This window comes from Kumtagia sp. (assembly GCF_059502445.1).
Genome location: NZ_JCACER010000028.1, coordinates 64,160 through 79,502, shown reverse-complemented (window position 1 = coordinate 79,502; position 15,343 = coordinate 64,160). Strand labels below are relative to the sequence as shown.

14 protein-coding genes are annotated in these 15,343 nt (G+C 67.5%); 12 read left to right on the top strand and 2 right to left on the bottom strand.

What is annotated here, in order from left to right:
- Positions 1–403: 403 nt before the first annotated feature.
- Both AC5JDC_RS12250 and AC5JDC_RS12245 read left to right on the top strand, forming a co-directional pair.
- Positions 404–1,291 carry a class II fructose-bisphosphate aldolase gene (locus AC5JDC_RS12250; protein WP_165816182.1) on the top strand — a complete coding sequence of 296 codons (888 nt, stop codon included), beginning with the start codon at positions 404–406 and terminating at the stop codon, positions 1,289–1,291.
- Entirely contained in the window at positions 1,291–2,004 is a 714-nt protein-coding gene (locus AC5JDC_RS12245; protein WP_495841594.1) for an HAD-IA family hydrolase, read from the top strand. Before AC5JDC_RS12250 ends, AC5JDC_RS12245 begins: the two co-directional genes overlap by 1 nt.
- Positions 2,005–2,287: 283 nt before the next feature.
- Here AC5JDC_RS12245 and AC5JDC_RS12240 read toward each other — a convergent pair whose 3' ends face one another.
- The gene (locus AC5JDC_RS12240; protein WP_495841593.1) at positions 2,288–3,199 is read right to left on the bottom strand and encodes a MurR/RpiR family transcriptional regulator; all 912 of its coding nucleotides are present in this window, start codon (positions 3,197–3,199) and stop codon (positions 2,288–2,290) included.
- A gap of 461 nt (positions 3,200–3,660) precedes the next feature.
- On the opposite strand from AC5JDC_RS12240, the gene AC5JDC_RS12235 reads away from it, so the two are divergent.
- The 8 genes from AC5JDC_RS12235 to AC5JDC_RS12200 all read left to right on the top strand — a co-directional run bounded on the left by AC5JDC_RS12235 (position 3,661) and on the right by AC5JDC_RS12200 (position 12,506).
- Positions 3,661–4,647 carry a thiamine pyrophosphate-dependent dehydrogenase E1 component subunit alpha gene (locus AC5JDC_RS12235; protein ID WP_495841592.1) on the top strand — a complete coding sequence of 329 codons (987 nt, stop codon included), beginning with the start codon at positions 3,661–3,663 and terminating at the stop codon, positions 4,645–4,647.
- A gap of 23 nt (positions 4,648–4,670) precedes the next feature.
- Positions 4,671–5,675, top strand: coding sequence for an alpha-ketoacid dehydrogenase subunit beta (locus tag AC5JDC_RS12230; protein ID WP_495841591.1), 1,005 nt, complete (start codon positions 4,671–4,673; stop codon positions 5,673–5,675).
- A 13-nt stretch (positions 5,676–5,688) separates the two neighbouring features.
- On the top strand, positions 5,689–6,909 hold the full coding sequence (locus AC5JDC_RS12225; protein ID WP_495841590.1) for a transaldolase family protein: 1,221 nt from the start codon (positions 5,689–5,691) through the stop codon (positions 6,907–6,909).
- 12 nt (positions 6,910–6,921) lie between these two features.
- Positions 6,922–8,247: an acetoin dehydrogenase dihydrolipoyllysine-residue acetyltransferase subunit gene (locus AC5JDC_RS12220; RefSeq protein WP_495841589.1), complete on the top strand. Its 1,326-nt coding sequence runs from the start codon at positions 6,922–6,924 to the stop codon at positions 8,245–8,247.
- A 112-nt stretch (positions 8,248–8,359) separates the two neighbouring features.
- Positions 8,360–9,772 (top strand): dihydrolipoyl dehydrogenase, encoded by a 1,413-nt coding sequence (lpdA, locus tag AC5JDC_RS12215; protein ID WP_495841588.1) that lies wholly within the window; start codon positions 8,360–8,362, stop codon positions 9,770–9,772.
- A gap of 207 nt (positions 9,773–9,979) precedes the next feature.
- Positions 9,980–10,684, top strand: coding sequence for a phosphoglycolate phosphatase (gene gph / locus AC5JDC_RS12210; RefSeq protein ID WP_495841587.1), 705 nt, complete (start codon positions 9,980–9,982; stop codon positions 10,682–10,684).
- A gap of 70 nt (positions 10,685–10,754) precedes the next feature.
- Positions 10,755–11,681 carry a sugar phosphate isomerase/epimerase family protein gene (locus AC5JDC_RS12205; protein WP_495841586.1) on the top strand — a complete coding sequence of 309 codons (927 nt, stop codon included), beginning with the start codon at positions 10,755–10,757 and terminating at the stop codon, positions 11,679–11,681.
- A gap of 60 nt (positions 11,682–11,741) precedes the next feature.
- Positions 11,742–12,506, top strand: a complete 765-nt coding sequence (locus AC5JDC_RS12200) for a triose-phosphate isomerase (protein WP_495841585.1) — start codon at positions 11,742–11,744, stop codon at positions 12,504–12,506.
- A 108-nt stretch (positions 12,507–12,614) separates the two neighbouring features.
- Here the strand turns inward: AC5JDC_RS12200 and AC5JDC_RS12195 are convergent, their stop codons facing one another.
- Positions 12,615–13,307, bottom strand: coding sequence for a FadR/GntR family transcriptional regulator (locus AC5JDC_RS12195; RefSeq protein WP_495841584.1), 693 nt, complete (start codon positions 13,305–13,307; stop codon positions 12,615–12,617).
- Between the two features lie 189 nt (positions 13,308–13,496).
- Here AC5JDC_RS12195 and AC5JDC_RS12190 point away from each other — a divergent pair, with 189 nt between their 5' ends.
- The gene (locus tag AC5JDC_RS12190) at positions 13,497–14,492 is read left to right on the top strand and encodes an ABC transporter substrate-binding protein (RefSeq protein ID WP_495841583.1); all 996 of its coding nucleotides are present in this window, start codon (positions 13,497–13,499) and stop codon (positions 14,490–14,492) included.
- Positions 14,493–14,500: 8 nt separating this feature from the next.
- The gene (locus tag AC5JDC_RS12185; protein WP_495841582.1) at positions 14,501–15,331 is read left to right on the top strand and encodes an ABC transporter permease; all 831 of its coding nucleotides are present in this window, start codon (positions 14,501–14,503) and stop codon (positions 15,329–15,331) included.
- The last annotated feature ends 12 nt before the right edge of the window (positions 15,332–15,343 follow it).

The following is a 15,343-nucleotide window of genomic DNA, read 5'->3' as shown; positions in this document are numbered from 1 at the left end:
TCAAGGCCGGCAACCTCGCACCCCAGCTCAAGATCGACAACGAGAAGGAAAAGCCCATCACCGTCAACTATGACGAACTGGTGAAGAGCTGGTCGAAGTAGGCGCGAAAGCCCGAACAGCATGCCAGGCAACCGGGGACTAAAATCCCCGGTTGTCGCGTTTTCAGTTGCTGCGAAGGAAATTTGCAGATTTGCACGTAGGGCACTGCAGCGCGCTCGCTCGCTTGAACGCTTTCGGTCGCTTGCAGCGGTTGCCTTGGCCTAAAATGGTGGATTTCTTGGGGGCGATTGTGCAAGAAAATTATTTACAAGAATTGCCGAGCTGATAGGAAGAGGCACGACCACAAAGACTTGGCGCCGCAGATCGCGGCGCAACGACAACCACCTGACCGGGGATGGACACCATGGCACTCGTGACGATGGGGCCGCTGCTGAAGCGCGCGCAGGCGGCACGCTACGGCATCGCCGCCTTCAACATGATCGACTACAACAGCGCCCGTTCGATCGTCGAGGGCGCGGCCGCGCTCGATGCGCCGATCATCGTCCAGGTCTCGGTCAAGACGATCAAGCACTGGGGCTACAAGGCGATCGCCGGCTGGGTGCGCATGCTGGCCGACGACGTCGACGTGCCGGTGGCGCTGCATCTCGACCATTGCAGCGACGCCGACGTCATCCGCCGCTGCATCGACGCCGGCTGGACCTCCGTCATGTTCGACGGCTCGGCGCTGCCGTTCGCCGAGAACCGGGCGCGCTCGCAGGAGATTTATCGCATGACCGAGGCGGCGGGCGTCGGACTGGAGGCCGAGATCGGCGCGATCGGCGGCGTCGAGGACGACAAGTTCGTGGCCGAGGATGCGGCGATCCTCGCCGACTACGACGAATGCGTGGCGTTCGTGAAGGACATGCCGAACCTCGCGGTGTTCGCGCCGGCGATCGGCACGGCGCACGGCTTCTACAAGGGCCAGCCGAAGATCGCCTACGACCTTCTGGCGCGGATAACCGCGGCGGTTCCCATCCCGATCGCGCTGCATGGCGGCACCGGGCTCAGCCAGGAGCAGTTCGACCGCTGCATCGCCAATGGCTGCGCCAAGGTCAACATCTCGACCATGCACAAGCATCGCTTCATCGAGGGCTTTGTCGGCGTGCGGACCGAGAAGCCGAAACTGGAGGAGCCGCTGCCCTTCATCGCCGGCCAGTACGAGGCGATGAAGAAGGACGTGCTCGACATGATCAGGGCCTTCGGCTCGGCCGGCAGGGCGGCACATGCGGCGGGCCTGGAGGCCCGGCCGTGATGCAGGCGCTGATCTTCGACTGCGACGGCGTGCTCGTCGACACCGAACGCGACGGCCACCGCATCGCCTTCAACCAGGCCTTCGCCGAGTTCGGCCTGGATACCGAGTGGAGCGTCGCGCGCTATGGCGAGTTGCTGACGACGGCCGGCGGCAAGGAGCGCATGTGCCGGCATTTCGACGAAACGGGATGGCCGGCCGGACATCCGGACAAGGATGCGCTGATCGCGGCGATCCACCGGCTGAAGACCGATCTTTTCATGCGCCTCATCCGCACCGGCGAATTGCCGCTCAGGCCGGGAATCCGGCGCATCGTCGACGAGGCGATTGCCGCCGGCATCACGCTGGCGGTCTGTTCGACCTCCAACGAGAAGGCCGTGCAGGCGGTGGTCGACGTCATGCTGGGGCGGGACCGGTCGGAGAGGATTGCCGTCTTTGCCGGCGACGCCGTCGCCACCAAGAAACCTGCGCCCGACATCTACGACCTGGCGGCGACGACGCTCGGCCTGACGCCGTCGCGCTGCCTGGTGGTCGAAGACAGCAACAACGGCCTCAGCGCCGCCAAGGCGGCCGGCATGCGCTGCATCGTCACCGTGTCGTCCTATACGGGCGCGGAGGATTTTTCCCGCGCCGACCGGATCGTGCCGGATCTCGACGCCGGCGGGATCGATATAGCGACGTGCCGGGCGCTGGTCGAGGCTCCGGCTGCCGCCTGAGGTCGCTCGTCAGGGCGGCCGTCGGGCTTGTGCCTTTCGATCTCAAGGAGGGGCGATTGCAGATGCGGCGTTCTCCCTCTCCGTCTCGGGCTTCGCCCTCGACACCTCTCCCCCACTTCGTGGGGGCGAGGAACCCAGGCTGGAGGAGCGCCGCCTTCGCGGCAGCGGTTCCTCGCCCCACGAATGTGGGGAGAGGTGTCGAGGGCGAAGCCCGAGACGGAGAGGGGGAACGCCATTGCCAAAATAGCCACGGCTCCGGGATCCCGCGGCGCCGGCAACCGCCTCAGCCGGTCTTGCCGCCGCGCCGGCGATAGCGTCGTTCCAGGGCCGCGCCGGTGGTGCGCAGGCCTTCGGCGATCCGTTCGCCCGTGCGGAACAGCGTCGCGACATAGAGCAGGTCGATCAGGAAGAGCTGGCTGAGACGGCCCTCCAGGAAGTCGCCGTGCAGCGGCACGAGCTGATGGCCGGCGCTCCAGGTGATCAGGGCGACCGTTCCGGCGCTGGCCACGTCCGAGGCGGCGTTGCTGGTGATGGCGATCGTCGTCGCGCCATTGTCGCGGGCCAGAACCAGCGCGTCGGCGACCGTCTCGGTGGTTCCGGTGTGCGAGACGCCGACCATCACATCGCCCGCCTGCAGCGTCGCCGCGACGATCGTCTGCGTATAGCCGTCGCGATAGCTGGTCGCGTCGAGGCCGGCCTTCATGAACAGATGCGCCGCCTCGTCGCAGATCGCGGCGGCGCCGCCGACGCCGACGAAGACGATCTTGCGCGCCTTCCGCAAGGCCTCGACCGCGAGCTCCAGCCGGTGCGCGTCGAGCATGCGTTGCGTGCCGTCGAGACCGGCCATCAGCAGCGAGGCGAGCTTGCCGCTGGTGCTGACCAGCGAGTCGGTCTCGTCGATCTCCAGCGGCAGGTTGACGAAGGCGCTGCGGTTGCGCGTTCCCTCGGCCAGCGACAGCTTCATGTCGGGATAGCCGCCATAGCCGAGCGCGCGGCTGACGCGGCTGATCGTCGCCTCGCTGACGCCGAGCGTGCGGCCGAGCTCGGTGATCGAGCTGTCGAGGCGCTTGTCGGAATTGTTGCGCAGGAAGTCGGCGACGATGCGCTCGGACTTGCGCAGCGTGCCGTAGCGCTCCTGGATGCGCTCGAGGAGGTCGCTGTGCCTGAGATCAGGGGTCGAGGGCGAGTCCGTCATGCGCGCTTCGTCATGTCAGAGGGCGCCGCAAAAACGGCGGCATGGGCCGCTAACTATCATCTCTATCTGTAGAAGAAAAGTTTACCCGCGATCGATCGACGCGTCGGCACCGACGGCCAGCCGGGGGAGATGCGGCGCTGGCGGGATGGCGTTGGAGTCCTTCGGGTGGATACGACGAACGTGAGACGGTATCTGAAAGAAATTTTCCGAATTGTCCGCGCTCCAAGATGAGCGGTCGGGCGCCTTGCCCTTTGGACGCATCCTTTTCGGCGACGATTTTCCAATTTGAGCGGCCGTAAAAAGTAACGTCTATAGTCTGTTAACGAGTTTCTCCTGGTCTGCCGGCAAGGTGGCCCGGGATAAGGTTCGCAATCATGAAGAAAATTTTCTCGACAAGGGGAAAGCGGAATGTTAGGCAGGTTTCCATCGGAAAATCATGGAAATCCGGGGAGTGAGCATCCATGTCAGCGCAGGCCAGCAAGGCGAACGCCCCTTCGCGGGCGCTTCTGGAAAAACTTTTCAGGACAGCCTACAAGATCCGCGTTTTCGAGACCGAGGGCATCAAGCTCTACCGCCAGGGCCTGATCCGGGGCTATTTCCACCCCTATCTCGGCCAGGAGGGCATCGCCACCGGCGTCTGCGCGGCGCTGAGCGAGGGTGACTTCATCGCCTCCACCCATCGCGGCCACGGCCACTGCATCGCCTGGGGCGCGGACGTCAACCGCATGGTGGCCGAGTTGCTGCAGAAGGAGAGCGGCTATTGCCGCGGCTATGGCGGGTCGATGCACATCGCCGACATCAGCGCCGGCAATCTCGGCGCCAACGGCATCGTCGGCGCCGGCACGCCGCTCGGCGTCGGCGCCGCGCTCGCCGCGCAAATCAAGGGTTCTGACGCGGTGACCGTCACCTTCACCACCGACGGCGCCTCCAACAACGGCACCTTCCTGGAATCGCTGAACCTCGCTGCCATCTGGAACCTCGCCTTCGTGCTGGTCATCGAGAACAACCAGTACGCGGTGTCGACCCGCATCGAGGAATCGACCCGCGAGGTCGAACTCTACAAGCGCGGCCTCAGCATCGGCGTCGAGAGCCACCAGGTGGACGGCAACGACCCGCTCGCCGTCTACAACCTGACGCAGCAGGCGGTGGAGAAGTGCCGCCGCGGCGAGGGGCCGATCCTGATCGAGGCCAAGACCTACCGCCACATGGGCCACCATGTGAACGACCCCGGCAAATACATGCCGGCCGACCGGCTCGCCTATTACAAGGAGCGCGATCCGGTCGACCGCGCCCGCAACGCGCTGGTCGAGATGGCCGATGTCGACAAGGCGGAGATCGACGCGATCGAGAGCGAGATCAGGCAGGAGTTCGAGGACGCCGTCGCGTTCTCGAAGGCGAGCCGCGAAATCTCGCTCGCCGAATTCCGCGAATTCGTCGAAGCCTACTGAGTTTCCGGGGAGAGAGAGCCATCATGGCCAGAGAAATCATGTATCGCGATGCGCTGCGCGAGGCCATCGACGAGGAGATGGAGCGCGACGCCACGGTGTTCATCCTGGGCGAGGGCATCGCCGAGCGCGGCGGCTCCTACAAGGTCACCGAGGGCCTGCTGGCGAAATACGGACCCAACCGCGTGCGCGACACGCCGATCGCCGAGGCCGGCATGATCGGCGTCGGCGTCGGCGCGGCGATCGCCGGCGCCCGTCCCATCGTCGAGATCCTCTATATCGACTTCGCCATGCTCGGCATGGACATGCTGGTCAACCAGGCGGCGAAATTCCGGCTGATGACCGGCGGCGACGGCCGCGTGCCCTTCGTCATGCGCACCCAGGGCGGCACCGGCGGCGGCGTCGCGGCGCAGCACTCGCAGAGCCTGGAGGCGCTGTTCTACCACATTCCGGGCCTGAAGGTGGTCATGCCCTCGACGCCGGCGGATGCCAAGGGCCTGCTGAAATACGCGCTGCGGCAGTCCGATCCGGTGATGTTCCTGGAGCACAAGCATCTCTACATGACCAAGGGCCTGGTGCCCGACGACGAGCACGTCGTCGAGTTCGGCAAGGCCGACATCAAGCGGCCGGGCAGCGACGTCACCCTGATCGCCTGGTCGAACATGGTGCCGCGCACGCTCGAAGCCGCCGCCAAGCTGGCCGAGCAGGGCATCGAGGCGGAGGTGCTCGACCCGCGCACGCTGGTGCCGCTGGACAAGCAGGCGATCCTCGCCTCGGTTGCCAGGACCAACCGCGTGGTCATCGTGCAGGAGGCCGTGCGTCGCGGCGGAGTCGCCTCCGACATCGCCTCGATCATCCAGGAGGAGGCCTTCTTCGAACTCGACGCGCCGATCGAGATCGTCGCCGGGCTGAACATCCCGATTCCGTTCAACCTGGAGCTCGAGAAGGCAAGCGTTCCGCAAGTCGACGACATCGTCGCCGCCGCCCGGCGCGCCTTGCACGCCAAGCCGCTCGCGCTGGCCGCCGAGTGAGGGGGACACGACGATGGCTCTTCATGTGCTGGAAAAGCTCGCCGCGACCAACCCCGACTGCGAGATCTGGTGGGATTCCTCGCCGTTGATCTATGCCGGCTGGAAGGCGGCCGTGCTGAAGGACGCCCCAGCGGCCAAGCGGGCGGAGTGGGAAGCGCAACTCACCCGCCTGTTCGACGCCGGCCATGCAGCCGCGACGGGCGAAATGGGTTTCCGCGGCGTCACCACCAACCCGCCGCTCTGCCTGCAGGCGATCCAGGCCGATCCCGGCTTCTGGGCCGACGAGATCCGCAGGCTCGCCGCCGGGAGCGGAGCCGGCGACGTCGAAGGCATCTACTGGGCGATCTATCTCGACGTGGTGCGCCGCGGCGCGGCGATGATCCGCAAGGTGTTCGACGTCTCCGGCGGAAAATACGGCTACGTCTCGGGCCAGGTCGATCCGCGCTTCGTCTCCGACGGGGCGCGCATGCTGGAGCAGGGCCTTGAGCTCGCCGCGATCGCGCCCAACGTGATGGTCAAGATACCCGGCTCCAAAGAAGGCTACGAGGTCATCGAGGAGCTGACGGCGCGCGGCATCGCGACCAACAACACGACCTCCTTCACCGTGCCGCAATATGTCGCCTGCATGGACGCAGTGTCGCGTGGGCTGGAGCGCGCCCGGGCGAACGGCGTCGACCTGTCGCGGTGGCGCTCGGTCATCACCCACATGTCGGCCAGGCTCGGCAATGTCGGCGACCTCAAGGCGCAGGCCGAGGCGCGCGGCATCGCGCTGTCGCCCGAGGACATCCTGCTTGGCGAGCTGGCGGTGCTGAAGCGGGCTTACCGCTACGGCCGCGAGCGCGGCCATCCCAGCAAGATGCTGCAGTGCTCGATGCGGGTCGCCGACGGCGGCCCCGGCGGCACGGCGTCGAGCTGGCACATCGCCAAGATCGCCGGCGGCGATTTCGTCTACACCTGCCCGCCGGGCTACATCGCCCAGCTCATGCAGGCCGAGGACCGCCTTCCGCCCTTCGATGCGGGCGCGATCGAGGAGGACGCTCCAGCCGAAACCTTGGAGAAGCTGATGCGCATTCCGTATTTCCGCCAGGCCTATGAATTCGACGGCATGAAGCCGGAGGAGTTTTCGCGCTTCGGCGCCTTCGCCAGCACCGCGGCGGAGTTCGCGGCCGCCACCCGCAAGACGGTGGATTTCGTCGCCCAGTCGGTCGAAACCGCGCTGCGCCGCGTCGCCTAGGGAGGAACCGTCATGGCACGTCCCATTCTGATGCCGCAGGTCGGGCAGGATCTGACCGAAGGCAAGGTCACGGCGCTGAACGTCAAGGTCGGCGACACGGTAGGGAAAGGCGACATCGTCGCCGAGGTGGAGTCGGAGAAGGCGGTGTTCGAGGTGGAGGCCTTCGAGACCGGCACGGTGCTCGAGATTCGCTGCGCGGTCGGCGAGATGGCAACCGTGCTGGAACCGCTGATCATGGTCGGCGAGGAGGGCGAGGTCTTGCAGAGCGTGCCTGCCGCCGGCTTCTCCGGCGAGGACGCCCAGGCGATCGTAGGCAAGGCCGCGGAAAGCATCGCCGTCCTGCCCGTCGAGGCCGGCCACCAGGCCGAGGCCTTGCTCAGGACCGGGACGGGCGGCTCCTCGCCGCTCGCCCGCCGCATCGCTGCCGCCGCCGGGCTCGATCTCGCGGCGATCCAGGGCAGCGGCCCGCGCGGCGCCGTCGTCAAGCGCGACGTCGAAGCCTATCAGCGCAGCGGCAAGGGCGGCCCGACCTCCGTGGTCGCTTTCAGCGGCGGACCGGCGCGCCCTGCTGCGGGCGGAACACTGCCGCTGCGCACGCTGCAGTCCGGTACCGGCGATCCCGTCGTCTTCATCCACGGGTTTGGTGGCGAGCTGTCGGCCTGGCGGCCGCTGCTGGCGCATCTCGGCCTCGCCAATCCGGTGCTTGCTCTCGACCTGCCCGGGCACGGCTCCGCGGCCGGCGTGACGGCGAGCGATTTCGAGGCGCTGGTCGCCGCGGTCCACGGCGCCCTGGCCGCCGAAAAGGTCGAGCGCCTGCACCTGGTCGGCCATTCGCTCGGCGCGGCGGTGGCGGCAAGCATTGCCGGCGGCGGCGACCTGGACGTGCGCTCGCTGTCGCTGCTTTCGCCGGCCGGGCTCGGCCCGAAGATCAACGGCGACTATGTCGCGGGCTTCCTGTCGGCAAGCTCCGAGGCGGCGCTGAGGGTGTGGCTCGAGCTGCTGGTCCACGATCCGGCGACCCTTCCGGGCGTGCTGGTGCGGGCGACGCTCGCCGGTCGCGACGGCACGGCCATGGTCGACAACCAGGCGAGGCTGGCAAGCGGCGTCTTTGCCGGCAGCACGCAGCTGTTCTCGGTGCGCGACGCGCTGAAGCGCTTCGGCGGGCCGACCCGCGTCATCGTCGGCACGGAGGACCGGATCATTCCCGCGGCACAGGCCGAAGGCGTGTCGGCGCATGTGGCACTGCACCGGCTGCCGCAGGTCGGCCACCTGCCGCAGATCGAGGCCGCCGCGCTGGTCGGCCGCCTCGTCACCGAAACCGTCCGAAGCGCCGGCTGATCCGGCGCTTCTCCTCCCGGCCCCTGCCGCGCGCCGTTCCGGCGCGTGGCGGCGGTCGGTTCCGGATCGCGGTCGTACCCGCCCCGGCTTCAGCGTCTGAAAGGAAGGCCCGATGTCGGCCTATGACGTCATCATCGTCGGCGCCGGTCCCGGCGGCTATGTCGCCGCCATCCGGGCCGGCCAGCTCGGGCTGCGCACGGCGATCGTCGAGCGCAGCCACATTGGCGGCGTCTGCCTGAACTGGGGCTGCATTCCGACCAAGTCGCTGCTGCATTCGGCCGAGCTGCTCGACGGCCTGCGCCGCGCCTCGACCTTCGGCATCGGCGTGGCCGAGCCTTCGGTCAGGTTGGCGAAGATGGTGGATCGCTCGCGCGCGGTGGCGGCCCAGCTCAATTCGGGCGTCCAGTTCCTGCTGCGCAAGAACAAGGTCGACACGATCTGGGGCGAGGCCGAGATTTCGGAGCCAGGCCTGGTGCGCGTAAAACCGTCCGGTGCCGACGCGCCGAAGGGCGCGCTGCCGCCCGGCGACTACCGCGCGGCGCATGTGATCGTCGCCACCGGCGCGCGCGAGCGCCGCCTGCGGGGCATCGAGCCCGATGGCGAGCGCGTGTGGTCCTATCACCATGCCATGACCGCGGCAGTTGTCCCGGCCTCGCTCGTCATCGTCGGCGGCGGCGCCATCGGCGTCGAGTTCGCCAGCCTCTATGCCACGCTCGGCACGATGGTCACGCTGGTCGAGCGTATGCCCCGCCTGCTGCCGCAGGAGGACGCGGAGATCGCCGAGCTGATGGCGAAGGCGTTACGCAAGAAGGGCGTCGAGGTGATCTGCGGCGCCGGCGTCTCCAGCCTGATCCCGGCGGCGGACGGCGTCACTGCCGTGATCGCCGACGCGCAGGGCGAAACCCGCCGGGTCGCGGCGGAGCGGCTGCTGTCGGCCGCCGGTGTCGTCGCCAACATCGACGGCCTCGGGCTGGAGCGGCTTGGCGTCGACGTCAGAAACGGCGCGATCGCGGTCGACGGCGCCGGGCGCACCAACGTTCCCGGCCTCTACGCCATCGGCGATGTCGCCGGCGCGCCGATGCTCGCCCACAAGGCCGAGCACGAGGGCATACGCTGCGTCGAGGCGATCGCCGGACGGCCCACCCATGCGGCGGCGGGGCCGGTCCCGTCCTGCGTGTTCTCGCATCCCCAGGTGGCGTCGGTCGGGCTGACGGAAGAGGCGGCGGCGGCCGCCGGGCTCGCGGTCGATGTCGGGCGTTTCGGTTTCCGCGGCAACGGCAAGGCGGTGACGCTCGGCGAGACCGACGGGCTGGTGAAGGTGCTTTGCGAGCGCGGCAGCGGGCGGCTGGTCGGCACCCACATCATCGGCCCAGGCGCCAGCGAACTCGTTCCGGTGTTCTCGCTGGCGCTGACGCTCGGCGCCACGCGCGACCAGGTGCTGGCGACGGTGTTCCCGCATCCGACCCTGTCGGAGGCGCTGCAGGAGGCCGTGCTGGCTTCCGACGGCCGCGCCATCCACGCCTAGCGGGGTGTTATCGAAATGAATCGGAATCCGGCTCCATCTATCTGTTTTTGCTGCATGACCCTTGTTCGAAACGCCTTCGATTGCTCAGGCTCATGCCCTGGTGCTGGATGAAATGTGGATGAAGCCGATCATCCGACTCCAATTCTTCGTCTTTTCCGCATAGTTCCGGAAAGACTTCGGGATCACGCACCAGAGGACATGGCCGCGATGGACATCGGGACGACAACGGGCGCCAGGGGAACGATCGTCTTCGATCTCGACGGGACGCTGGTCGACAGCGTGCCGGACCTCGCCGGCGCGCTCGACAGCCTGATGGCCGAAAAAGGCCTCGAGGCGATCGGCATCCCGGCGGCGCGCAAGCTGATCGGCCACGGCATACCCAATCTGGTGCGCAGCGCGCTGACGCTGCGCGGCGTCGTCTGGCGGGACGAGCAGGGCGCCGCCGACGTGAAGCGTTTCACCGAGATCTATGCGACGCGCCTGTCCCGCGAGACGCGTCCCTATCCGGACGTCGAACGCGTGCTCGCCATGCTCGCGGCGGAAGGCTGGCGGCTGGCGGTCTGCACCAACAAGATGGAGCGCTTCGCCCGCGCCATCGTCGACGATCTCGGCCTCGGCCGCTATTTCGCCGTCGTCGCCGGACCGGACACTTTCGGCGTCGGCAAGCCGGATCCGCGCCACCTCACCGAGACGGCACGCGCAACGGGCGGCGGCGCGCCGGTCGTCTTCGTCGGCGATTCCGAGGTGGACATCGCCACCGCCAAGGCAGCGGGCGTTCCGGTGGTGGCGCTGAGCTACGGGTATTCCAAGGTTCCGCTCGCCAGCCTGGAGCCGGACGCGCTGATCGACGGTTTTGACGAGCTGCCGGCGGCGCTGGATGCAATCCTCGTCGCCTCCTGGAAGGCGGCGTGACGAAAGGGAACGATCGCGGACGCGCAAGCCCGCCGGGGCAGAGCGCGCCGCGCATCAGGAGAGGAAGACCATGGCGCTGAGGCTGTCGCTGAATACCAATCCGCTGGTCAACCGGTTCGCCGATGTCGACGACCTCGTCGATACGCTGGCCGAGCGCATCCGCATCGGCTACGTCCAGCTGACGCCGGAGTTCATCAACCCGTCCTGGCCGGCCTCGGTCATTACCAAGCGGCTGCGCCAGTTCCGCAAGGCGATCGACCGGACCGGGATCAGGATCACCTCGGTGATGACCAGCACCTATGGCCGCCTGAACCATTTCGGCCATTCCGACGCCGACGTGCGCAAATATTATGTCGAGTGGTTCCGCACCCTAGCTGACATCGCCGGCGAACTGGGCGCCGACGGCATGGGCTCGCAATTCGCCGTGTTCACGCAGAAGGACTACGACGATCCGCAACGCCGCGCGGCGCTGATCGAGACGGTGATCGACTGCTGGCGCGATGTCGCCGAGCAGGGCAGGGCGGCCGGCCTCTCCTATCTCTTCTGGGAGCCGATGTCGGTCGGCCGCGAGTTCGGCCACACCATCGCCGAGTGCCGCGCCTTCGACCGGCGGCTGGCGGCGGCCGACCTCGCCATTCCCTTCCGCATGATCGTCGACATCGACCACGGCGACGTCACCTCGTCCAATCCGGACGATACCGATCCTTATGCCTGGGCCGCGGCTTTCCCGCGGGAGTCGCCCATCATCCATGTCAAGCAGTCGTCGATGAACAAGGGCGGCCACTGGCCCTTCACCGCCCAGCACAACAAGGACGGCCGCATCCAGCCGGAGAAGCTGATCCAGACGGTGAAGGAAGCCGGCGGCACCGACAACGAGATCTGCATGGAGCTCTCCTTCCGCGAGCGCGAGCCGACCGACAGCAACGTCGTCGAGATGATCCGCGAATCGGTCGCCTATTGGGAGCCGCACATCGATACCGGCTTCAACGGCCGCTGAATGCCGGCGAGCGAAGACGCAAAAGATGACGCGGCGTGGCCGCGAAGGAGAATGGCAGGCATGACGAAGACGTTGTGGGTCGGCACGAGCTGGAAGATGAACAAGACACTGGCCGAGGCGATGGTTTTCGCCGAGCGGCTCGCGGCGGCAGATGGGGGCCGCCATCCGCGCGTCCAGCGTTTCGTCATCCCGCCGTTCACGGCGGTCAGGCAGGTGAAGGAGCGGCTGTCGGCCACCAGCGTCAAGGTCGGCGCGCAGAACATGCACTGGGAGGACGGCGGCGCCTGGACGGGCGAGATTTCGCCGGTGATGCTGAAGGACTGCGGCCTCGACCTGGTGGAGATCGGGCACAGCGAGCGGCGCGAGTTCTTCAACGAGACCGACGAGGCGGTCGGGCGCAAGACGGCGGCCGCCGTCCGCCACGGCCTCGTCCCGCTGGTCTGCATCGGCGAGACGCTTGCGGAGCGCGAGGCCGGCCGCGCCGACGAGGTGCTGAAGCGGCAGGTCGAGGCGGCGCTGGCGCCGCTGGAAGGCGAGCAGAAGAAGGCTCCCGTCCTGCTCGCCTACGAACCCGTCTGGGCCATCGGCGTCAACGGCATCCCGGCGACCATGGACTACGCCAACGCCCGCCACGAGAAGATCGCGGCGGTCGCCAGGGCCGCGCTCGGCGTCGCCGTGCCGATCCTCTACGGCGGCAGCGTCAACCCGGACAACTGCGCCGAGCTGATCGGCCAGCCGGCGATCGACGGGCTGTTCATCGGCCGCAGCGCCTGGACCGCCGAGGGCTATCTGGACATTCTCGACCGGACGGCGCGGGCGATCTGAGCCGCATCGTAGGATCACTGCGCGCCGGGCCCGGCGGACGCAGCAAGATCGGTCTGCCGATGTTGTAGCGCCGATTACGCGAGGCCGGAGACCTCGCCGTGATCCAGCCTACTCGGCCGCCTCGCGGACCGGGATCAGGCGGCGTTCCACCTGCTGGAGATGCAGCCGCATGGCCGCCGCGGCGCCGGCGAGATCGCGCTCGGCGATTGCGTCGACGATCCTCTCATGATCGGCGAAGCTGTGATGGTCGGCCGGAGGGCGCGCGCCGTCCGCCCGCAGGCGGCCCCAGACCACTGTGCGACGCACGGCGTTGAGCACGTCGAACAGGCCGAGCAGCACCGTGTTGCCGCTCGCCTGGGCGATCTGGCGGTGCAGCAGGTTGTCGATGTTCTCGTATTGCCGCCACGTCGCGGCCTCGCGCGTCTGGGCGAGCGACTGGCGCATCGCCGCGATGTCGTCCAGCGTGGCGTGCAGGGCCGCCTCGCGCGCGATTTCGGATTCGACGATCAGCCGGGCCCGCATCACGTCCCTCGGATTGGTGCGCTGGGCGATGTCGGAGATGCCGATCGTCTCCTCGACCGGGCCGCTGCCGACGAAGGTGCCCTTGCCGACATGGCGCCAGATGCGGCCGTCCTTCTCCAGCACCGCAAGCGCCTTGCGCAGGTCGCCGCGCGACACGCCCAGCGTCTCGCACAGTTCGCGCTCCGGCGGCAGCCGCGTCTCGCCGGCGGGCTCCATCTGCGCGAGATAGGCCTGCAGCTGCACAAGGGCAGCGTGGCCGCCGTTTCCAATCGTCTCCATTGGTTTGACCAATCCCGATGATCTCGTCGCGGTGTTAGATCGAATGGCAGATTCCGTCAATGTTCCAAGCGCCTGGCCTCTCCATGGTGAGCCCTTCCCGCTTTCGTGACAAGCCATCTCTTGACCAATCCGCGCTTGGTGTTTAACCATTAGAAAAATTGGTTACAAAAAACAACGGGAGGAACAGCCGTGACCAGCCTTTGCAGACGTATCCTGTTAGCGGGTGCCTTCGCCCTGGGGCTCGCGGGCGCCATGCCGGTGGGAGCCGCCAGCGCCGGCGACATGCGCATCGCCTTCGGCGACCTGCCCGGCATCGAATCGATCCAGACGCTCGCCGCCATCGAGCGCGCCAGGGAGCGCGGGGTGAACGTCGAGCTGATCATCCTCAACGACGAGGATCTGGCCGCCCAGGCGATCGTCTCAGGCCAGGCCGATGTCGGCATCGGCGCGCCCTACACGCTCATCCAGAAGGCCGGCGTGCCGATCCGCCTGTTCGCGCAGATATCGACGCTGCGCTTCTTTCCCGTCGTCAACGGCGAGCACTACAAGGAGTGGAAGGATCTCGACGGGCAGGAGGTCGCCGTCCAGGCCCGCGGCTCCGGCACCGAGGCGGTCATGCTGCTGATGGCCAAGAACCACGGCATCACGCTCGGCAAGGTCAGCTATGTGCCGGGCTCGGAAGTGCGTCGCAACGCGCTCATCCAGGGCACGATCAAGGCTTCGATCGTCGACGCGGCCAACCGGCGCGCGCTCGAAGCCGAGGCGCCGGGCCGCTTCATCGTGCTGCCGGTCGACGACCTGAAGGCGACCGACGAGGGCCTGTTCGCCACTGCCGACTACCTGAAGAACAACGCGGCCGATGTCGACATCCTGGTCGAGGAGCTGATGAAGACGGCGCGCGAGATCGCCGCGAACCCGGCCGTCGCCGTCGACTTCCGCAACAAATACAAGCTGCTGCCGGACCTCGGGGCGGAGGCCGACACCGAGATCTCCGAATATTACAAGGAGAGCGCCGACGCCGGCAGCCTGGTGCTGAACGGCGGCGGCGCCGAGGCGGCCAAGGACGATTTCGCCTTCTTCAGCCTGTCCGGGCAGATCGAAGGCGATCCGGCGACCCTCAAGGTCGAGCAGTTCTGGGACGTGGCGGCGATCGATCGCGCCGCCGGCAAGCTCGGCGCGAAGTAGGCGCTGGGATGGCGATCGGCATCAGGACAGGGGAGGAGGGGTCGGCCGGCCTCGCCTCCGCTCCGGCCCGCAGCGAGGCCGGAGGGTGGCGGGACCGGCCGATACTCCTCAGGATCATCTCGATCGTGCTGTTCGCGATGGTCTGGGAAATCGCCGGCCGGATACCGGTGAGTTTTGCGTTTCCGACCTTCTTCGACACGCTTGCCGCCTTCTTCGGCCTGATCGCCGACGGCAGCCTGCCGATGGCCTATCTGTCGACGCTGCAGCCGCTGCTGCTCGGGGTGGTGCTGTCGGCCTTCCTGGGCGTCGGGCTCGGCACGATCTGCGGGCTGTGGCGCCCCGGCGAGTGGCTGGTGATCCCGATCTTCATCGTGCTGCAGGCGGCGCCGGTCGCGGCGTTCATCCCGATGGTCACCTTCGTCTACGGCATCGGCATGACGGCGAAGACGCTCGCGGTGATGATCCTCGCTTTGCCGGTGATCGTGCTCAATACCTACAAGGCGGTGCGCAACGTCAACGAGTCCCTGCTGGTGATGTGCCGCTCGTTCCTCGGCACGCGATGGCAGGTGGTCGAGAAGATCATCCTGCCGGACGCCAGCCCGGTGATCTTCGCCGGGCTGCGGCTCGGCGTGGCGGCGGGTTTCGTCGGCGTCGTGCTGGCGGAACTGCTGATCACGCCGACGGGCATAGGCGACCTCATCACCTTCCACCGCTCGCGCGCCGACTATGCCGAGATGTACGCAACCATCGCCTCGATCATCGCCCTGTCGACCCTGACGCTCGTCGCGCTGCAGTGGGTCGAGGTGCGTGTCTTCAGGCCGGAAAAGAGAGGAGCCTGAGATGCGCACGGC